Here is a 15219-nt window from a genome sequence, read left to right as displayed (position 1 = left end):
GCTGATGGTGATAAAGGGATGACGAACAACATTTATTGGACGCTATACAAAGATTATGCCGACCAAATTGAAACCAGCGCTCTCCAACCCGGCAGCAAGCTGCCCTCGGAAAACGAGCTTGCGGCCACCTATCAAATTACAAGGGAAACGGTACGTAAGGGACTCAATTTGCTGGCTCAAAACGGTTATATTCACAAGGTAAAAGGCAAAGGTTCATTTGTGCTGGATACAGGAAGAATGAACTTCCCGGTAACGGGGCTCGTCAGTTATAAAGAGCTTGCGGAACGGTTAGGCCGAAAGAGCCGAACGCTTGTATATGAGACGGAATGTGTTCCGGCCGGAGAGCGTATAGCGAAGGAGCTTCAAATTCGACCGGACCGACTTGTATGGAGGGTGATCCGTGCCAGGGAAATCGAAGGGGAGCGCATCATTCTCGATATCGATTATTTGCTTGCCGACATCGTAACGGGTCTAACGAGAGATATTACCGGGGATTCGATTTATCAATACCTGGAGCAGGAGCTCCATCTGAAAATCAGCTACTCGAAAAAAATAATTTCCGTTGAACGAGCTACAACGATGGACCAGTCCTATATGGATCTTGGAAACGATACCCATGTTGTCGTAGTCCGGGGATACGTTCATTTGGAAGATACCACACTCTTCCAGTATACGGAATCGAGGCATCGATTGGATAAGTTTCAGTTCGTTGATTTTGCAAGAAGAGAATCCAATCATGATTTTGGAGACCAATAAAGAAGTGATCATGAAGCCGCGAATTTATCGCGGCTTTTTTGATGTCCTGACAGGAAAGAGGAAAACTCCTTCTCGATGTTGAAGCTATTTTAGTAGTAATTGTCTGATAAAGCATGGTAAAGGAGCCGATAGATCATGGATTTGGGACTGACAGGAAAGGTCGTGTTGATTACCGGAGGGAGCAGGGGCATAGGGCTTGAAACCGCGGTAACGTTTGCGCTCGAAGGTGCCAAGGTTGCTATTTGTGCACGGGACGAGGAGCAGTTAAAGACTGCGGCAGACCATATCCGGCAAGCAGCGGATTTCGAAGTGCTAACCATAGCAGCGGATGTCACGAAACCTGAGGACTGCATGCGAGCGGTGAACGATACGGTGCAGCATTATGGACAGCTTGATATTCTGGTGAACAATGCCGGAACCGCCGCTGCGAAATCATTTGAGCTGATCGATGACGAACAATGGGCATCCGATCTGGATCTCAAGCTGTTTGGCGCGATTCGATTTGCACGTGCAGCCGTCCCTCATATGAGGGAGTCTGGCGGAGGTGCGATTATTAATGTTACCACATCCTGGGCCAAGACCCCGCCCGCTGCGTCCATGCCCAGCAGTGTCAGCCGAGCGGCGGGGCAGGCCATGACCAAGGCCATGAGTCACGATCTGGCGCCTGACCATATCAGAGTTAACACCGTGTGTATCGGAATGATCCGCAGCGCACAGCTTGAAGAGCGATGGAAACGGGAAGAACCCGGACTCACATGGGAACAGTACGCGCGGGACACGCGCCACAGGATTCCGTTCGGACGTATTGGAAACACGGAAGAAGCGGCAAAAGTTATCGTATTTATGGCATCCGATGCTGCCTCCTATGTAACCGGAACTTCTATTAATATTGATGGGGGTTCAGCTCCAGCTTTGTAAGCCGTTAGCAATTAAAAACACGGGGGGTCTTGGATATGAAGCATGAAGTTGTGATTGGAATTGATGGAGGCGGCTCGCAGACGCGCGTCATGGTCAGCGATTTGAATGGAAATGTTCTCTCCTATGCGGTTGGGGGAGCCTCCTCGATCCATAAAGACAGCCATGCGCACGAGAATGTTCAGCAAACCATACGATCATCACTTTCCCTGGCGAGCTGCGGCGTAGATCAAGTCAAGGGTCTATATGCGGGAATAGCGGGTTACGAGTCGGATCAAGACATGGAGTGGGTAACTCGTTTAACCGCTATTGAAGGACTCGATTGTCCGAAATGGTACGTGAACGATTCTCTTGTCGCGCATGTAGGTGCATTCATGGGCCATCCAGGAATCGTTGTTGTGTCGGGGACGGGGTCCATGATTCTGGGAATAACCGAACAAGAGATTCCTATTAGAAATGTGGATTTCCATCATTATGCCGCCAGCGCTGCGAGATTTCTGTCTTATGATGCTGTGTATCAAATATTGGCCGGGAAAATCCATCCATCCGATGAATCGTTGGTCCGCGAAATTCAATCCTTTTGGGGAGTCGAAAATAGGGATCAACTTCGAATGTTGGCGTCTTTGGGTTTTATAAAAGATCGACAAGAGCGAGACAAGAAGTTCGGAGAGATGGCTCCTCTTATCACGACTGCAGCTGAAGTCGGAAGCCGATTAGCTCGGAGCGTGTGCGATGAAGCCATGAAGCAAATCATGGTAGGTGTTGAGATTCTAGGTTCATTCTTTGAGTCAGATCATGTATCGGTAACCGGGATCGGCAGTGTCATAAACTGCGCTTATATAAAATCAAAACTAATGAGCAGCTTGCAATCGGGCATAAACAAACATTACGAATACCGGAGCCCCCAATTATCAGCCGCGGCCGGCGCTGTGCTTATGGCACTTCGGAGTTTAGGTTTGCAGGTTGATTCCCATAGGGTTGAATCCATGCGCAGGCACCCCAATGCTACATGGTAGAATTCATTTTTTTCATAAATTATATTATGTAAACTTCTGATAAGGAGTAGCAAGAGACCCATTTGCCTGATGATGTTATTCTCATGAGGATGTCGTAATTTTATATATGATTTGTCGCATAGTTGGACTAAAAAAATGAGTAAGATGTGATACCTTATATGTGGATGTCATGGCAGCTAAGTTCATATCCAGAGACCCAAGAGATGTTGTGGCAGAATTACATACATAAAAGCCCGCCTGCTCTTTATGGCGTTATGGATAGGCAGGACTTTATATTTGAAGTTATAAAAAATTAATGAAAAGTGATGGTGATGATTTATGTCTAAAGTGTATCGTATTGGAATTATCGGCTGTGGCGGAATCGCAAACGGGAAGCATCTGCCGAGCTTAAGCAGATTAAACAACGTGGAGCTCGTGGCATTCTGCGATATCGTCCTAGAAAAGGCAGAAGCCGCGGCTAGCAAGTACGGTATTGAGGAAGCTAAAGTGTACGGCGACTATAAGGAGTTGCTGCAGGATCAAAGCATCGATATCATTCATGTTCTGACGCCTAATGACTCACATGCCGAGATTTCCATTGCTTCGCTTGAAGCAGGTAAACATGTTATGTGTGAAAAACCGATGGCAAAAACGGCTGCGGATGCCAAGCGGATGATGGAAACCGCGAAACGCACCGGCAAGAAATTGACAATTGGATACAATAACCGTTTCCGCGAAGACAGTCTTTACCTGAAACAAGTATGCGAAGCCGGTGAACTCGGAAATATTTATTTTGCCAAAGCTCATGCCGTACGAAGAAGAGCTGTTCCGACTTGGGGCGTATTTTTGGATGAGGAAAAACAAGGCGGTGGTCCGCTTATCGATATCGGTACGCATGCTCTCGATTTGACCCTCTGGATGATGGATAATTACAAACCGAAGATTGTTCTCGGTACCACATACCATGAGTTGTCCAGCAAGGAGAACGCGGCAAACGCTTGGGGACCATGGGATCCGGAGAAATTCACTGTCGAAGATTCCGCTTTCGGCATGATTGTGATGGAGAATGGCGCGACCATTATGCTGGAATCCAGCTGGGCACTCAATACGCTGGATATCGATGAAGCCAAATGTTCCCTGAGCGGTTCGGAAGGTGGAGCCGATATGAAGAACGGTCTTCGCATCAATGGCGAGAAGTTCAGTCGTCTGTACACCAACGAAATCGAATTGAATTCCGGCGGAGTGGCGTTCTATGACGGGAAGCAGGAGCAGGCTCCGGATGTTGAGATGAGAAGATGGATCGAGGCGATCGATCAGGATAAGGATCCTGTCGTAACCCCGGAGCAAGCTTATGTTGTATCTCGAATTTTGGAAGCTCTATACGAATCCGCCAAACTCGGCAAAGCCGTTTACCTGGACTAAGTTTTATATTCATAGGATGCATCTAATAATGCAAAAGCCCTGATGAGCAGGGCTTTTTTTATTTTCGGAACATGCTGAATCTAGCAAAACTGGATATGTGATTGGGAGGAATGGGATATAGATTAATGGGAAATAATAAGCTCATTACATAATGAAGGCGGGGTATATGAAATGATATTTATTTATAATGATTACGGTGGGACGCATACGACCTCACTGGCAGCAGCGTATCATCTTAATAAATTACCTACGAATCGGCAGCTTACAACCGAAGAGATTCTGGCCGTTGACTATTTCAATAAACTTAATAGGTCCGACATGGGCAAACTCGTTTTCCACGGGTTAGATGAGAGTGGAAATCCGGTGTACACCATTGGAAGGGGCTCATCCAAGATAGTCATTCCAGCTTTAAAAAATTTAAGCCTCATCCTTCAAGACAAATATCAGAACACGGAGCCTATTGTGTTTTCCAACACTTCGCCTACCGTTCCATTGGTCATGACGATCGGGGGGGGGTTGTCCAGAGGATTAAAATTAGGTTTTGTCGGCGATCCATTATTAGTCGCAGGTGCGAAGAAAAGCTGCGGTATTATCCGTGAACTTGTTCTACATACCAAACAAACCGCAGCCGCGAGGTCAGGTACGGAGTCCGTAATCGTAATTGAGAACAAAAATTATTCCTCATAGTTATTCGAACTCCATAATCCATATGAGAAGATCACAAGTGTATAAAAGAGTTGAAGCGTATGCTGAAATAGCGCGATGAAGAAGAGGGTGATATCCCAGTCTATCGACTTTCTGGATGTCGTCTTTTTTTTGCGCAGAAATAAATTCCTGAAAAATCAATCGATTTTACGGTTAGCTGCGTCTTACTGTATGAGTGGACGTTTTGGTGGCTTGTTTCCCATTACCCATAGACATAAGAAAGGGGGACGATGGGGTGGAGAATACGATGAAGGAAGTCGAGCTAGCAGATTTGAAGGTGATCGAGGAAGAGATTTTTTTTAAAATTTTATCAAACGAACAGCGGAAATTGTATTCCATAGCATTCAGTTACATGAGAAACGAAGCCGATGCGCTGGAAATCGTGCAGGAGGCGTCCTGCAAAGCTTGGATGAAGCGCAAAAAGCTCAAGGATGAACAGGCGTTTGCACCGTGGCTGATCCGGATTACGATCAACTGCTGCATGGACGAGCTCCGGCGTAAAAAACGCGTCTTTCCGGTGGATACCTTGAAGGAAGAGGCTGCACTGGAAATGCAAAGCAATGATCGGATCGATCTAGAGCAGGCACTGGGCCGGATGAAGAAAAAATACAGGCACGTCGTGATGCTGAAGTATTACCAGGATATGACTACGGCTGAAATTGCAAAAGTACTCAAAAAACCGGAAGGTACGATTAAAACCTGGCTGCGTGAAGGGCTGAAGCAGCTTCGGAAATATGTGTAGGCTAGGGAGGCGAAATTGCAATGTTGAACAAAGAGCAGCACGCACTTATGAAAGATTCAACGGAGTTGAATGAGAAAGCCAATTCCCTCCCAGAGACGAAGCTTTCCACTGCAGTACGGGGAGGAATGGAACGGGGGAGGAAACGCGAAATGCGTCGCACGTATTCTTACGGACTGGGAGCGATGGCAGTAATGACTGCCGCCGTGCTTCTCATGTTCACGGTGAACGGATCTCCCTTCATGGAGAAGCAAGACCATCAGGTCCAAACATCCAGCATCAGCAGCGTCAATGATCTGGAATCATTTCCAACTGAACTCATATTTCCAACTGAACTCATGAAGGACAGCTCCCTGAGGAGCGCAATCGAGCGAGGTCTAGTAAAACCAATCAATCAGGTGATGGAGAAAAAAGGATATCGCGTGCAGATACTAGGCACTATTTCTGATGGCCGAAAATCATATGTTCTTTTCAACGTCATCAATAATAGTGATAAAGAGATCATCGTACGAGATTTCACGCTTGTTTATGGAGGTTACGAAACTCCATCAATTGGAGCCATGATAGCCAACATGAGCGGCAGTGGACAAATTCCTGCAGGACAGAATTCTTATTATGTTTATTCCACGAATCTTTTGCCAACGGATCCATACACGAATGAGGCAAGTATTCATATTACCTTATCCGATACTTCAGAAAAGGCATTAAACTCTAGTAGTAAGAAGTACGTGACCAGCATGGATGTCTCTTTGGCTCTCGATCCCAATATGTTCGAAGACAAAGAACGTGCTTATTACCCGGACCGCACATTGACAGTAGATGGACAAAAAATTCACGTCCGTCAATTGCTGTTTACGCCTCTGAACACCTATGTAGATTTGGAATATGACCAAGCCAATGGAAAACAGATTTTTAAATTGCTTAATCCGGTCCTGATCGGGAAACACGGGGATCACACCGAGAAGCTATACTACCCTCAAGAGATTTTAAAGGATAACACCAAAGTTACGCTGGTTTATAAGAACAGCCAACTGGATCAATTGGATACGACCTCATTCAAGACGTTTGGTATTGCGGCTGCGAAAAAGGATGAGATGAAAATTGTCATTGATCTGAAGAAGAAACAAATCCTCGATGCACCGGACGATCGCCTGCAATTGCTCCCCTCCGATCAGGAAGCGGGTGCAGGCGAAGTGTATTTTCAGCGCAAACTCGAAGAAGCTCAAGCGGCGGAAAGCTTCGGGATGTGGCTGGAGGACAGCTTCACCGATGCCGCAGGGGATAAACATGGGAGGTTATCGTCTGAAAACAGCAGTCACAGCGGACTCATGAAATCGGTTAAAGACGATACCATAGAAGATAATACGACCTTTAATTTTGGGGAGGATGCGCTTGAGTACCCGCAGCCGCTTACGATAGGGGTCAAACAATACTGGATTCCGATTATGGACAGTCAGACTGTAGATTTGTTAATGAAATAACATAATGATCTCGTTGTCCTAGGGATCATTAATATCCCCTCATGGCAGACAGTGAAAAAGAGATCATGATTACCGTGAACTCTGCATTGTTGGCCGGAGGGGATATTTGTTATGCCAGCTAGCTAGCGACAAGTCAATCACTTAGTGAAAAATCGAGAACTCCTGCAAAATAGAAAATACCCTGGCCTGCAAGGTACATAGCAATATATTCGTCTGTAAGTTTACAGCTTGTTTTCTTCGGTAATAATGTGGGAATAGCATCTGTGAGAGGAAGGATGTTCCCATGCGGTATCGAAGAAGAAGCGGCCATTCCATCAAAAACAACACCAAAGGTACCCTACCGGCTAATACATCGACAAAAGATCCCGATGCTTTAAGACCGGATATAAAAAGCAATCTAAACCATATCAGAGCAGCCCTCGGTAACAGTACCGATATCGTGATCAGGGAAATTCCGCTAGATGAAGAGGAGAAACACTATATCGCTATCCTCTATACGGACGGCTTGGCCGACCAAAAGATCATTTCGGAATCCATCATGATGGTCGTAGCTGACACTGCTAAATCCCTGGTGAGGGAAGATACGGAACATCCGAAGCCTTTCGATGGGCAAAAGATATTAGAAAATATTTCCTTTATCAATAATGAGATTCAGTCCATTTATGATTATAAAAAGTTGTTCCATTCCTTATTGTCGGGAGACACCATTTTTCTGGTAGATGGATTGGATCGAGGCATCGCCGCAGGTACACGTGGATGGAAGGACCGCGGGGTTATGGAAACGTCGGCGGAAAATGTCGTCCGCGGTCCGCGCGAATCCTTTACGGAGTCGCTGCGAACGAATACGGCTTTGATTCGTCGAAAGATCAAGGATCCTCATCTCTGGATGGAAACGAAGCAGATCGGCCGAATTACGCAAACGGACGTCGCCATGATGTACATCGATGGCATTGCCAACGAGAAAATCGTCGGGGAAGTCCGAACCCGGCTTGAACGAATCGATGTGGACAGCATCTTGGAGAGCGGATATATCGAGGAATTGGTGCAGGATAAGACCTTGACTCCATTTCCCACGATTTATAATACCGAACGTCCCGATGTGGTCGCGGCCGAGCTGCTTGAAGGCAAAATCGCTATTATCGTGGATGGCACCCCATTTGTTCTGATTGTTCCGGCCCTATTTGTTTCTTTCTTGCATGCTGCGGAAGATTACTATCAGCGCGCGGATATCAGTTCATTTCTGCGGATGCTGCGCTACCTGAGCATATTCATTTCGTTGCTTGGGCCTTCCCTCTATGTAGCCATCACCACCTTTCATCACGAAATGCTGCCGACCCGGCTCCTGTTCGGGCTGGCTGGACAACGTGAGCAAATCCCGTTTCCCGCCTTCGTCGAGGCCGTCCTCATGGAGGTCACCTTCGAGATTCTGCGGGAAGCAGGCGTGCGGCTGCCCAAAAATATCGGGTCCGCTATTTCCATCGTAGGAACACTGGTCATTGGGCAAGCCGCCGTCGAAGCGGGGATCATTTCTCCAGCCATGGTCATCGTGGTTGCGATAACGGCCATTTCCAGCTTTGTCGTTCCATCTTTCAATATGTCCATTGCTTTTCGGATGCTCCGATTTCCGTTAATGGCGCTTGCCGGATCATTTGGCCTGTTCGGCATCCTTGTCGGGATTATCGCTCTTATTCTGCATTTGTGCAGCCTCCGCTCGTTCGGAATCCCGTATATGTCGCCTTTCGCGCCGTTAATTCCGGAAGGGCAAAAAGATACGATATTGCGGCTGCCACATTGGATGCTGATGAACCGTCCCCGACTAATCAATCAGAATAACGAAAAGCGCAGAACAAGAACACCTCCCCAAAAATCGCGGGAATAGATGAATGCAGACCAGCGGGAAAGCGAGTGAACATTGGATGAAACGGATATTGGCGTTGCTTCTCCTACATATCGTCATCACTCTTCTTTTAAGCGGTTGCTGGAACCGCAGAGAATTGAACGAATTGGCCATAGCGGTAGCCGCAGGGGTTGATTGGGTGGACGGCCGCTACCGTTTATCGGTCCAAGTCGCTATTCCCGGGCAGATTACCGCCAAAAGAAGCGGAAGTCCCCAAGCGCCAGCTACACTTTTTACGGCTGAAGGCGATACCATATTTGAGGCTGCCCGGAGAATGACTCAGATTAGCCCGCGAAAAATTTATTTTTCCCATTTACGGATGTTTCTGATGGATGAGGCGATGGCAAGGGAAGGGATAGCCAAAGTTCTTGACTTGTTATCCAGGGATCACGAATTCAGAACCGATTTCTACCTGGTTGTTACCAAAGGAGCAACGGCGGAGGAAACTTTGAAAATCATGACGTCCATGGAAACGATTCCTGCCAATAAACTTTACGATTCCCTGCAAATCTCCGAGAAGGTTTGGTCACCCAGTATGGCTGTGACACTGGATCAATTGATCAACGACATTACCAGCAGCGGAAAACACCCCGTTCTTGCAGGACTGGTGATAACAGGGAATCGGGATATCGGTAAAACGAAGAAAAACGTAGAAAACATTTATACACCAAGCCAATTGAAATATTCGGGGCTTGCCGTTTTCAAATTTGACAAGCTGATTGGCTGGTTAAGCGAGAAGGAAAGCAGAGGTTATCGACTCATAAGGGGGCACGTGAAAAGCTCTGTAGCTTTTGTTCCCTGCCGGAATGACGGAAAGGTTATCATGGAGACGCTGCGGACCGATTCCAAGTTGAAGGGAAGAATCGTCCAATCTCGACCAGAAATGGATATCAAGATTCGTATGGAAGGAAACATTGGCGCTGTGGAGTGCAGCGGCTTGGATCTGTCGCAACCTGCGACCGTGAGGGATCTCGAAGTCGAAATGGAAGAAAGAATAACCCAAAGCTTGGAGTCTGTTATCAACAAAGTGCAAACGGAGTATAAAGTTGACATATTCGGCTTCGGGGAGGCACTTCGGCGTTCGCACCCAAAGGCATGGAAAGAGATGCAGGAAGAGTGGAATGACCGATATTTCCCGAACCTCGATACCCATATCCATGTGGATTACAAAATCCGGCGAACCGGCACAACCAATGATTCTTTTCTAAATGATCTTAAGGAATGAGGCGAATTCATGCTGAGTATCGCGATGATTGCCGTTTCAGCCACCATCTTAACCTGGCTGGAGCTGCCGAGGATGCTCCGGGAAAAAGAAATTAGGGAAATCTGGGGGTTTACGGCATTCATGATCGTTGGTATTGGAATTAGCGTGGCCCAAACGGTCATGAACGATATTCCAACTCCTCTGGTTATGTTAACGATCGTATTCAAGCCGCTCAGTGATTGGCTCTCTGCCATCGGTTTGATCCAATAAGAAAAGGAGCGGGAAAGATGCCCGTAGTAAAAATTTCATTGCGCCAGGTCAGCATTTTAACCGCCATGTATACGATCGGAAGCGCTATTCTTATCGTTCCTTCGGGTATTGCTAACATTGCTAAGCAAGATGCTTGGATTGCCGCTTTGGTTGGGATCGGTCTCGGATTCATCATCTTGGCGGTGCAGTTGCAATTGTCCAAAAAGTATCCGGAAACGAATTTAATGCAATTGTCCGAGAAACTTTTAGGAAAATGGATCGGCAAAACGGTAAACTTTCTGTTTTTACTTACATTGCTCCTAAGTGGTCCAGCTTCGGTGTTACACGAAATTAGCGACTTCATGACCATCCAAATGCTGCCTGAAACCCCGGTTCAGGCGATCATTTTCCTCTACGGGGCCCTTGTTGTCCTGGGGGTGCGTTTGGGGCTCGAAGTGCTGGCCAGATCAGCGGAGATGCTGTTTCCATGGTTTCTTCTTCTGTTTCTGTCCATGAGCATTTTATTATTGTCGGAGATTAAATGGGAGAATGCTTTTCCCATTTTCGAATCGGGGGCCAACCACATCTTCCCGGCCGCAATCTCTTTTGTTAGCACTGCGTTTCTGCCGCACATCGTTTTGATGATCATCTACCCGGGGGCCGTCAACCGCCCGGCGGAGGCATACAAAGCCGTATATATCGGAAGCCTATTCGGCGCGGGGGTGCTTTTTACGATTATTGGATTAGCGATTTTGGTATTGGGTCCGGACATCACGGCAAGAAGTATGTATCCCAGTTATATGCTGGCCAAAAAAATCAATATCGGCAATTTTCTTCAGCGTATTGAAGCGGTCATGGCGGTGATGTGGTTTATCACTTTATTTTTTCGTATCTCCTTGTATTTTTACGCCATTTCGATCGGCGTCAGCCAGATATTTAATATCAAAAATTATCAGCCGCTTGTCGTGCCGCTAGGCTGGATACTTGCCGCGGTTTCCGTCTTCATATATCCCAATGTTCCATACAAGATGGTGTGGGACACCAAGACTTGGATTCCGTATACGATCACCATCGGATTTATATTTCCATTGGTGTTGTTCGGGATGCACGGACTCCGTAAATTGCGGTCCAAAAAAACAAAAAAGTCCTCGAAATCCGGCTGAACGGTTGGAGGGCAAAGTGGGTTGTTTGATAATCCAATGTAACGGCTATTGTGCTTTATGCCAAATCCTTAGGCTTATCACCGATCAGGCCCAACAAAAACATTTGAGAATAACCGTAACCTTTATAAGTCTTGGATAAACACGAAGGAATCGTAAGATCCAGATCCATATAGGTAGTCAAGATTAATTGAGTGAACTCCTTCTGGTTCGTCAAAGAATACTCCTGCAATTGTTTGGCGAATTCCTTGCTGACATGTTCTCTTCCTCCAAGTGCCTGCTGTAATTGGTAACCTGCCAAGTATAACGCAGCAGCTGTATCTTCATCTGTTCCTCGATGCTCCGCTACATAATTGCCGATCCAATCGCGAACAAGAGAAGAAGGGTCTGTGTTATTGTCCTTCGCAATCTCTTGAAAGCTCTCCTTGAGGTCTTTGGACAGACGGACGTGCAGATTTGTATCCATTGGCTTAAAGCCTCCTTAACGTAGTAGATCTATTGTACCTAAATCGTTAACACAATGTCAACACATGATATACACAACACAAACAAGATAGCCGAGTGGATATCTCACAACCTATCAAGATCTGATGCCGATTGAAACCCCACGCACCTTGCAATCGTATATGATACATTGTCACCTCTGACATCGTTAACAGGGAGAGGAGATAAACCCGTGGCCAAGCAACGTAAAAATAAACCCAGTCGTACAGGTATGCATACATATAAGCAGAATGCGAGAAAGCACCGCAAACGATCCGAAGACACCTGCTTCGATCGGTTCTGGTTTCGGATTGTGGAAGCGGTCGGATGGATCATCCTGCTCGGATCATTTCTAATGTATTGGGATTCCGCCCGGCTCACGGCCATTATATTCAAAGCTCAGCCGGTCCATCAATTGACATCCGAAACGACTGGCTATGTACGGCTCGAAGGTCAGGCAGGAGGAGAAGCGGTATACACGGATGAGGGCAAGCTTCAGGATCGTTACTCTCTGCTCCAGAAAGAGCCGTTCCGCTGGGAATGCGGCAAAGGTGGTTGCGAATACAAGCTGGATGATAACGGAAGCCACCGATTATGGGGAGGTTCAGAGTTAAACGGAGTAACGGTTCAGGCGGAACGGTTCAGGTTCTACACGGACTGGCTTTCGCTGAATTTCGCAACGGTTGAACCAAAACAATTATCCCTGATTTACCAAGGAAATTCATCGCGTCCGCTGTTGATGGAAAGTCCCAAAGGCACGGCTTACGGTTATTATGCTGTCTCCCCCGGAGATTGGGTGACGGTAATTGGCCGGGCTAACAAAGGCCAGCTGGAAGCCTTCACCTTACCGGGGGACGATACGAAGCAGCCTGTCCTGCTGATCGGTACGAGTGTTGAGCAGATGCTGTCGGAAGAGAAGGGAGTCCAGACCGTGTATTTGATCATTTCTTGTATCGTCGCATTGATGCTGCTCCCTAAAATGATCGGAAGAACCAGGCGAATCACTCAATGGATAAAGGCTAGAAGAACGAGATAGTATGAGCTGCAAACGGATTTGACATGAAAAAAAACGAGGAGTACAATGAATTTGCAGTTGCTTGAACAATTGTTCAAAACGAACGTTCAAAATTTAGGATCAACTTATCGGATAATTGGAATAGCAAATACATGTAGACAGGAATGGATATCGAATGGTAAAGGAAGAACAGGTACAGAATCAGGAAAAGGACGTAAAGCAGAAGATTTTGGAGGCAGCAAAGAAGCTTTTTGCCGGAAAAGGGTTTGAAGGCACCAGCGTCAGGCAAATTTGTGACGAAGCAGGTGTCGCATTAGCGCTTGTATCCTACCATTTCGGAGGAAAGGACAAACTGCTCTATGTTTTGTTCGAACCGCTTAATGATCATTTTGCGGAGCTGTCCTTTAACTTGGAAGAACCGGTCGAGGCGCTTGAAACGTTTATCCGTGGTTTTGTTACATACCGTTACGATAACGAAGAGCTGATTCATATCCTGCAACAGGAAATGATGATGCAAAGTCCCCGGCTCAAGATGCTTTCGAATGCCTATTATCCTTCTTGGGTACATCTAAGAGCCATACTGGAAGCAGGCAAGAGCCAAGGCGTGCTTCAGTTCGAATCGATTGTGCACGCCGTCCATTTTGTGATGGGGGTCGTAATCTTTTCCAGACAGAACCCGTTCCTCGAGCCGGTGTTCAGCGATTTGCCCCCTACAGAGGACAATGCCACGCAGGCAGCTGAGCATATTATTCGCCTTGTCTTGAACGGTTTGCATTCATCGTGAACAGCAAAGGGGATAACATCATGAGAGCAGCGAAAATATACGGAACTAAAGACATAAGGGTTGAAGAGACTGCCATTCCTCTTCTTGAAGCGGGAAAGGTACTCGTCAAAGTGGATTATGCAGGTATATGCGGAAGCGACATGCATGAATATTTAGCGGGGACATTTCCGATCCGTACGCAGCCGGTCCTCGGACATGAATTCTCCGGTACGGTCGTTGAAGTTGGAGAAGGCGTAACCACCGTGGAGCCCGGTGACCAGGTGGCCGTTGAACCACTCATAGCTTGCGGCCACTGCTCCAATTGCCGAAGAGGCATGGCGAACCTGTGTTCGAAGAGTGGCGGTTACGGTTATTCCATTTCTGGCGGATTTGCGGAATACGCCGTTGTCAGAGAGGAAAATGCGTTCAAGCTTCCAGTAGGAATGGACGTCAAGCTTGGAGCACTCGTCGAGCCTACGGCCGTAGCGGTGCATGCTGTACGGCAAAGTACGCTGCGCCTTGGTGATACGGCAGCTGTCTTTGGTGCTGGTCCCATCGGTCTTTTGCTTCTGCAAGCGGTGAAAGCGGCGGGTGCAAGCGAAATATTCGTCGTGGAAGTTTCCGATGACCGCCGGGAGAAGGCGCTGGAGCTAGGTGCAACCCACGTGCTTAACCCGGTTGAAGTCGATGCAGTCGCACGAATCAAGGAACTGACGGATGGAGGAGTGGACGTTGCCTTTGATGCGGCGGGTGTGCAGGCCACATTCTTGAGCGGCGTAAGTGCGGTGAGAAAAGGCGGGGAATTCAAGGTTGTGAGCTTATGGGAACAGCCGGTCACCTTCAGTCCGAACAGCTTTGTAAAGACCGAAGCCAAAATTACCGGTTCTTACGCTTACGTAAACTTGTTCCCCGAGGTGATTCGATTGCTCGCCGGAGGTATCATTGACGGAAACAAGGTCATCACAAGCCTCACACCGCTCGGCGATATAGTCGAGAAAGGATTTGAAACCCTGGCTAATCATCGAAAACAATGCAAAATTTTAGTTGATATGCACTTATCCTAATGAATCAGCCCTACCAAGATTGTTCTTTGGTAGGGCTTTTCTGTGATGAGATTATTGCAAATCAGAGTATGATTGGACCTTACGCCGAATTTAATGAAAATTAGATATATAATCCAATCAGCCTTCATCAAAGGCGTTTTTATATATGACGGATTGTCAAGCTAAGTGCGACAGAGCATCCATAAAAGATTCGTGAGCAGATTTCCAGCCAAGACATTTCCTAGGTCGGTGGTTGATAAGGTAGACGGCATGTGCCAAATCCTTGTCAGTGACCTCAGCAAAATCCTTACCTTTAGGGAAAAATTCCCGAAGAAGTCCATTGCCGTTTTCGTTGGAACCTCGCTGCCAGGAAGAATAGGGATCAGCAAAGT

16 protein-coding genes are annotated in these 15219 nt (G+C 47.0%); 14 read left to right on the top strand and 2 right to left on the bottom strand.

Features of this window, described 5'->3' with window-relative positions; translation table 11 throughout:
• Positions 1-18 precede the first annotated feature (18 nt).
• The 11 genes from treR (at position 19) to J7E85_RS33520 (ending at position 11526) form a co-directional block, all read left to right on the top strand.
• Complete coding sequence (treR, locus tag J7E85_RS33570; protein ID WP_215164277.1) at positions 19-756, top strand: trehalose operon repressor; 738 nt, start codon at positions 19-21, stop codon at positions 754-756.
• 135 nt (positions 757-891) lie between these two features.
• On the top strand, positions 892-1674 hold the full coding sequence (locus J7E85_RS33565) for an SDR family NAD(P)-dependent oxidoreductase (protein WP_215164276.1): 783 nt from the start codon (positions 892-894) through the stop codon (positions 1672-1674).
• A gap of 35 nt (positions 1675-1709) precedes the next feature.
• Positions 1710-2687 (top strand): N-acetylglucosamine kinase, encoded by a 978-nt coding sequence (locus J7E85_RS33560; RefSeq protein WP_215164275.1) that lies wholly within the window; start codon positions 1710-1712, stop codon positions 2685-2687.
• 318 nt (positions 2688-3005) lie between these two features.
• Complete coding sequence (locus J7E85_RS33555; RefSeq protein ID WP_215164274.1) at positions 3006-4088, top strand: Gfo/Idh/MocA family protein; 1083 nt, start codon at positions 3006-3008, stop codon at positions 4086-4088.
• A 171-nt stretch (positions 4089-4259) separates the two neighbouring features.
• On the top strand, positions 4260-4775 hold the full coding sequence (locus tag J7E85_RS33550) for a DUF3189 family protein (RefSeq protein WP_215164273.1): 516 nt from the start codon (positions 4260-4262) through the stop codon (positions 4773-4775).
• A gap of 265 nt (positions 4776-5040) precedes the next feature.
• Complete coding sequence (locus tag J7E85_RS33545; RefSeq protein WP_215164293.1) at positions 5041-5535, top strand: sigma-70 family RNA polymerase sigma factor; 495 nt, start codon at positions 5041-5043, stop codon at positions 5533-5535.
• Between the two features lie 20 nt (positions 5536-5555).
• Entirely contained in the window at positions 5556-7013 is a 1458-nt protein-coding gene (locus J7E85_RS33540) for a DUF4179 domain-containing protein (RefSeq protein WP_215164272.1), read from the top strand.
• Between the two features lie 283 nt (positions 7014-7296).
• A complete protein-coding gene (locus J7E85_RS33535) occupies positions 7297-8892 on the top strand; it encodes a spore germination protein (RefSeq protein WP_215164271.1) in 1596 nt (531 codons plus the stop codon).
• Positions 8893-8929: 37 nt separating this feature from the next.
• Positions 8930-10135: a Ger(x)C family spore germination protein gene (locus J7E85_RS33530; RefSeq protein WP_215164270.1), complete on the top strand. Its 1206-nt coding sequence runs from the start codon at positions 8930-8932 to the stop codon at positions 10133-10135.
• A 9-nt stretch (positions 10136-10144) separates the two neighbouring features.
• Complete coding sequence (locus tag J7E85_RS33525; RefSeq protein ID WP_215164269.1) at positions 10145-10384, top strand: hypothetical protein; 240 nt, start codon at positions 10145-10147, stop codon at positions 10382-10384.
• A gap of 17 nt (positions 10385-10401) precedes the next feature.
• On the top strand, positions 10402-11526 hold the full coding sequence (locus J7E85_RS33520) for a GerAB/ArcD/ProY family transporter (protein ID WP_215164268.1): 1125 nt from the start codon (positions 10402-10404) through the stop codon (positions 11524-11526).
• A 55-nt stretch (positions 11527-11581) separates the two neighbouring features.
• Here J7E85_RS33520 and J7E85_RS33515 read toward each other — a convergent pair whose 3' ends face one another.
• Positions 11582-11989 (bottom strand): hypothetical protein, encoded by a 408-nt coding sequence (locus tag J7E85_RS33515; RefSeq protein WP_215164267.1) that lies wholly within the window; start codon positions 11987-11989, stop codon positions 11582-11584.
• A 210-nt stretch (positions 11990-12199) separates the two neighbouring features.
• Here J7E85_RS33515 and J7E85_RS33510 point away from each other — a divergent pair, with 210 nt between their 5' ends.
• From J7E85_RS33510 to J7E85_RS33500, 3 genes are all read left to right on the top strand, one after another.
• Positions 12200-13042: a hypothetical protein gene (locus tag J7E85_RS33510; protein WP_215164266.1), complete on the top strand. Its 843-nt coding sequence runs from the start codon at positions 12200-12202 to the stop codon at positions 13040-13042.
• 154 nt (positions 13043-13196) lie between these two features.
• Positions 13197-13805 (top strand): TetR/AcrR family transcriptional regulator, encoded by a 609-nt coding sequence (locus tag J7E85_RS33505; RefSeq protein ID WP_215164265.1) that lies wholly within the window; start codon positions 13197-13199, stop codon positions 13803-13805.
• Positions 13806-13825: 20 nt separating this feature from the next.
• Complete coding sequence (locus J7E85_RS33500) at positions 13826-14848, top strand: 2,3-butanediol dehydrogenase (RefSeq protein ID WP_215164264.1); 1023 nt, start codon at positions 13826-13828, stop codon at positions 14846-14848.
• A gap of 156 nt (positions 14849-15004) precedes the next feature.
• Here J7E85_RS33500 and J7E85_RS33495 read toward each other — a convergent pair.
• Positions 15005-15219: transposase (locus tag J7E85_RS33495; protein ID WP_483311354.1), on the bottom strand; the 215-nt coding region annotated here is incomplete at its 5' end.

This window comes from Paenibacillus sp. ISL-20, from assembly GCF_018613005.1.
GTDB lineage: Bacteria > Bacillota > Bacilli > Paenibacillales > Paenibacillaceae > Paenibacillus_AQ.
This window is presented reverse-complemented; position numbering and strand designations above follow the sequence as displayed.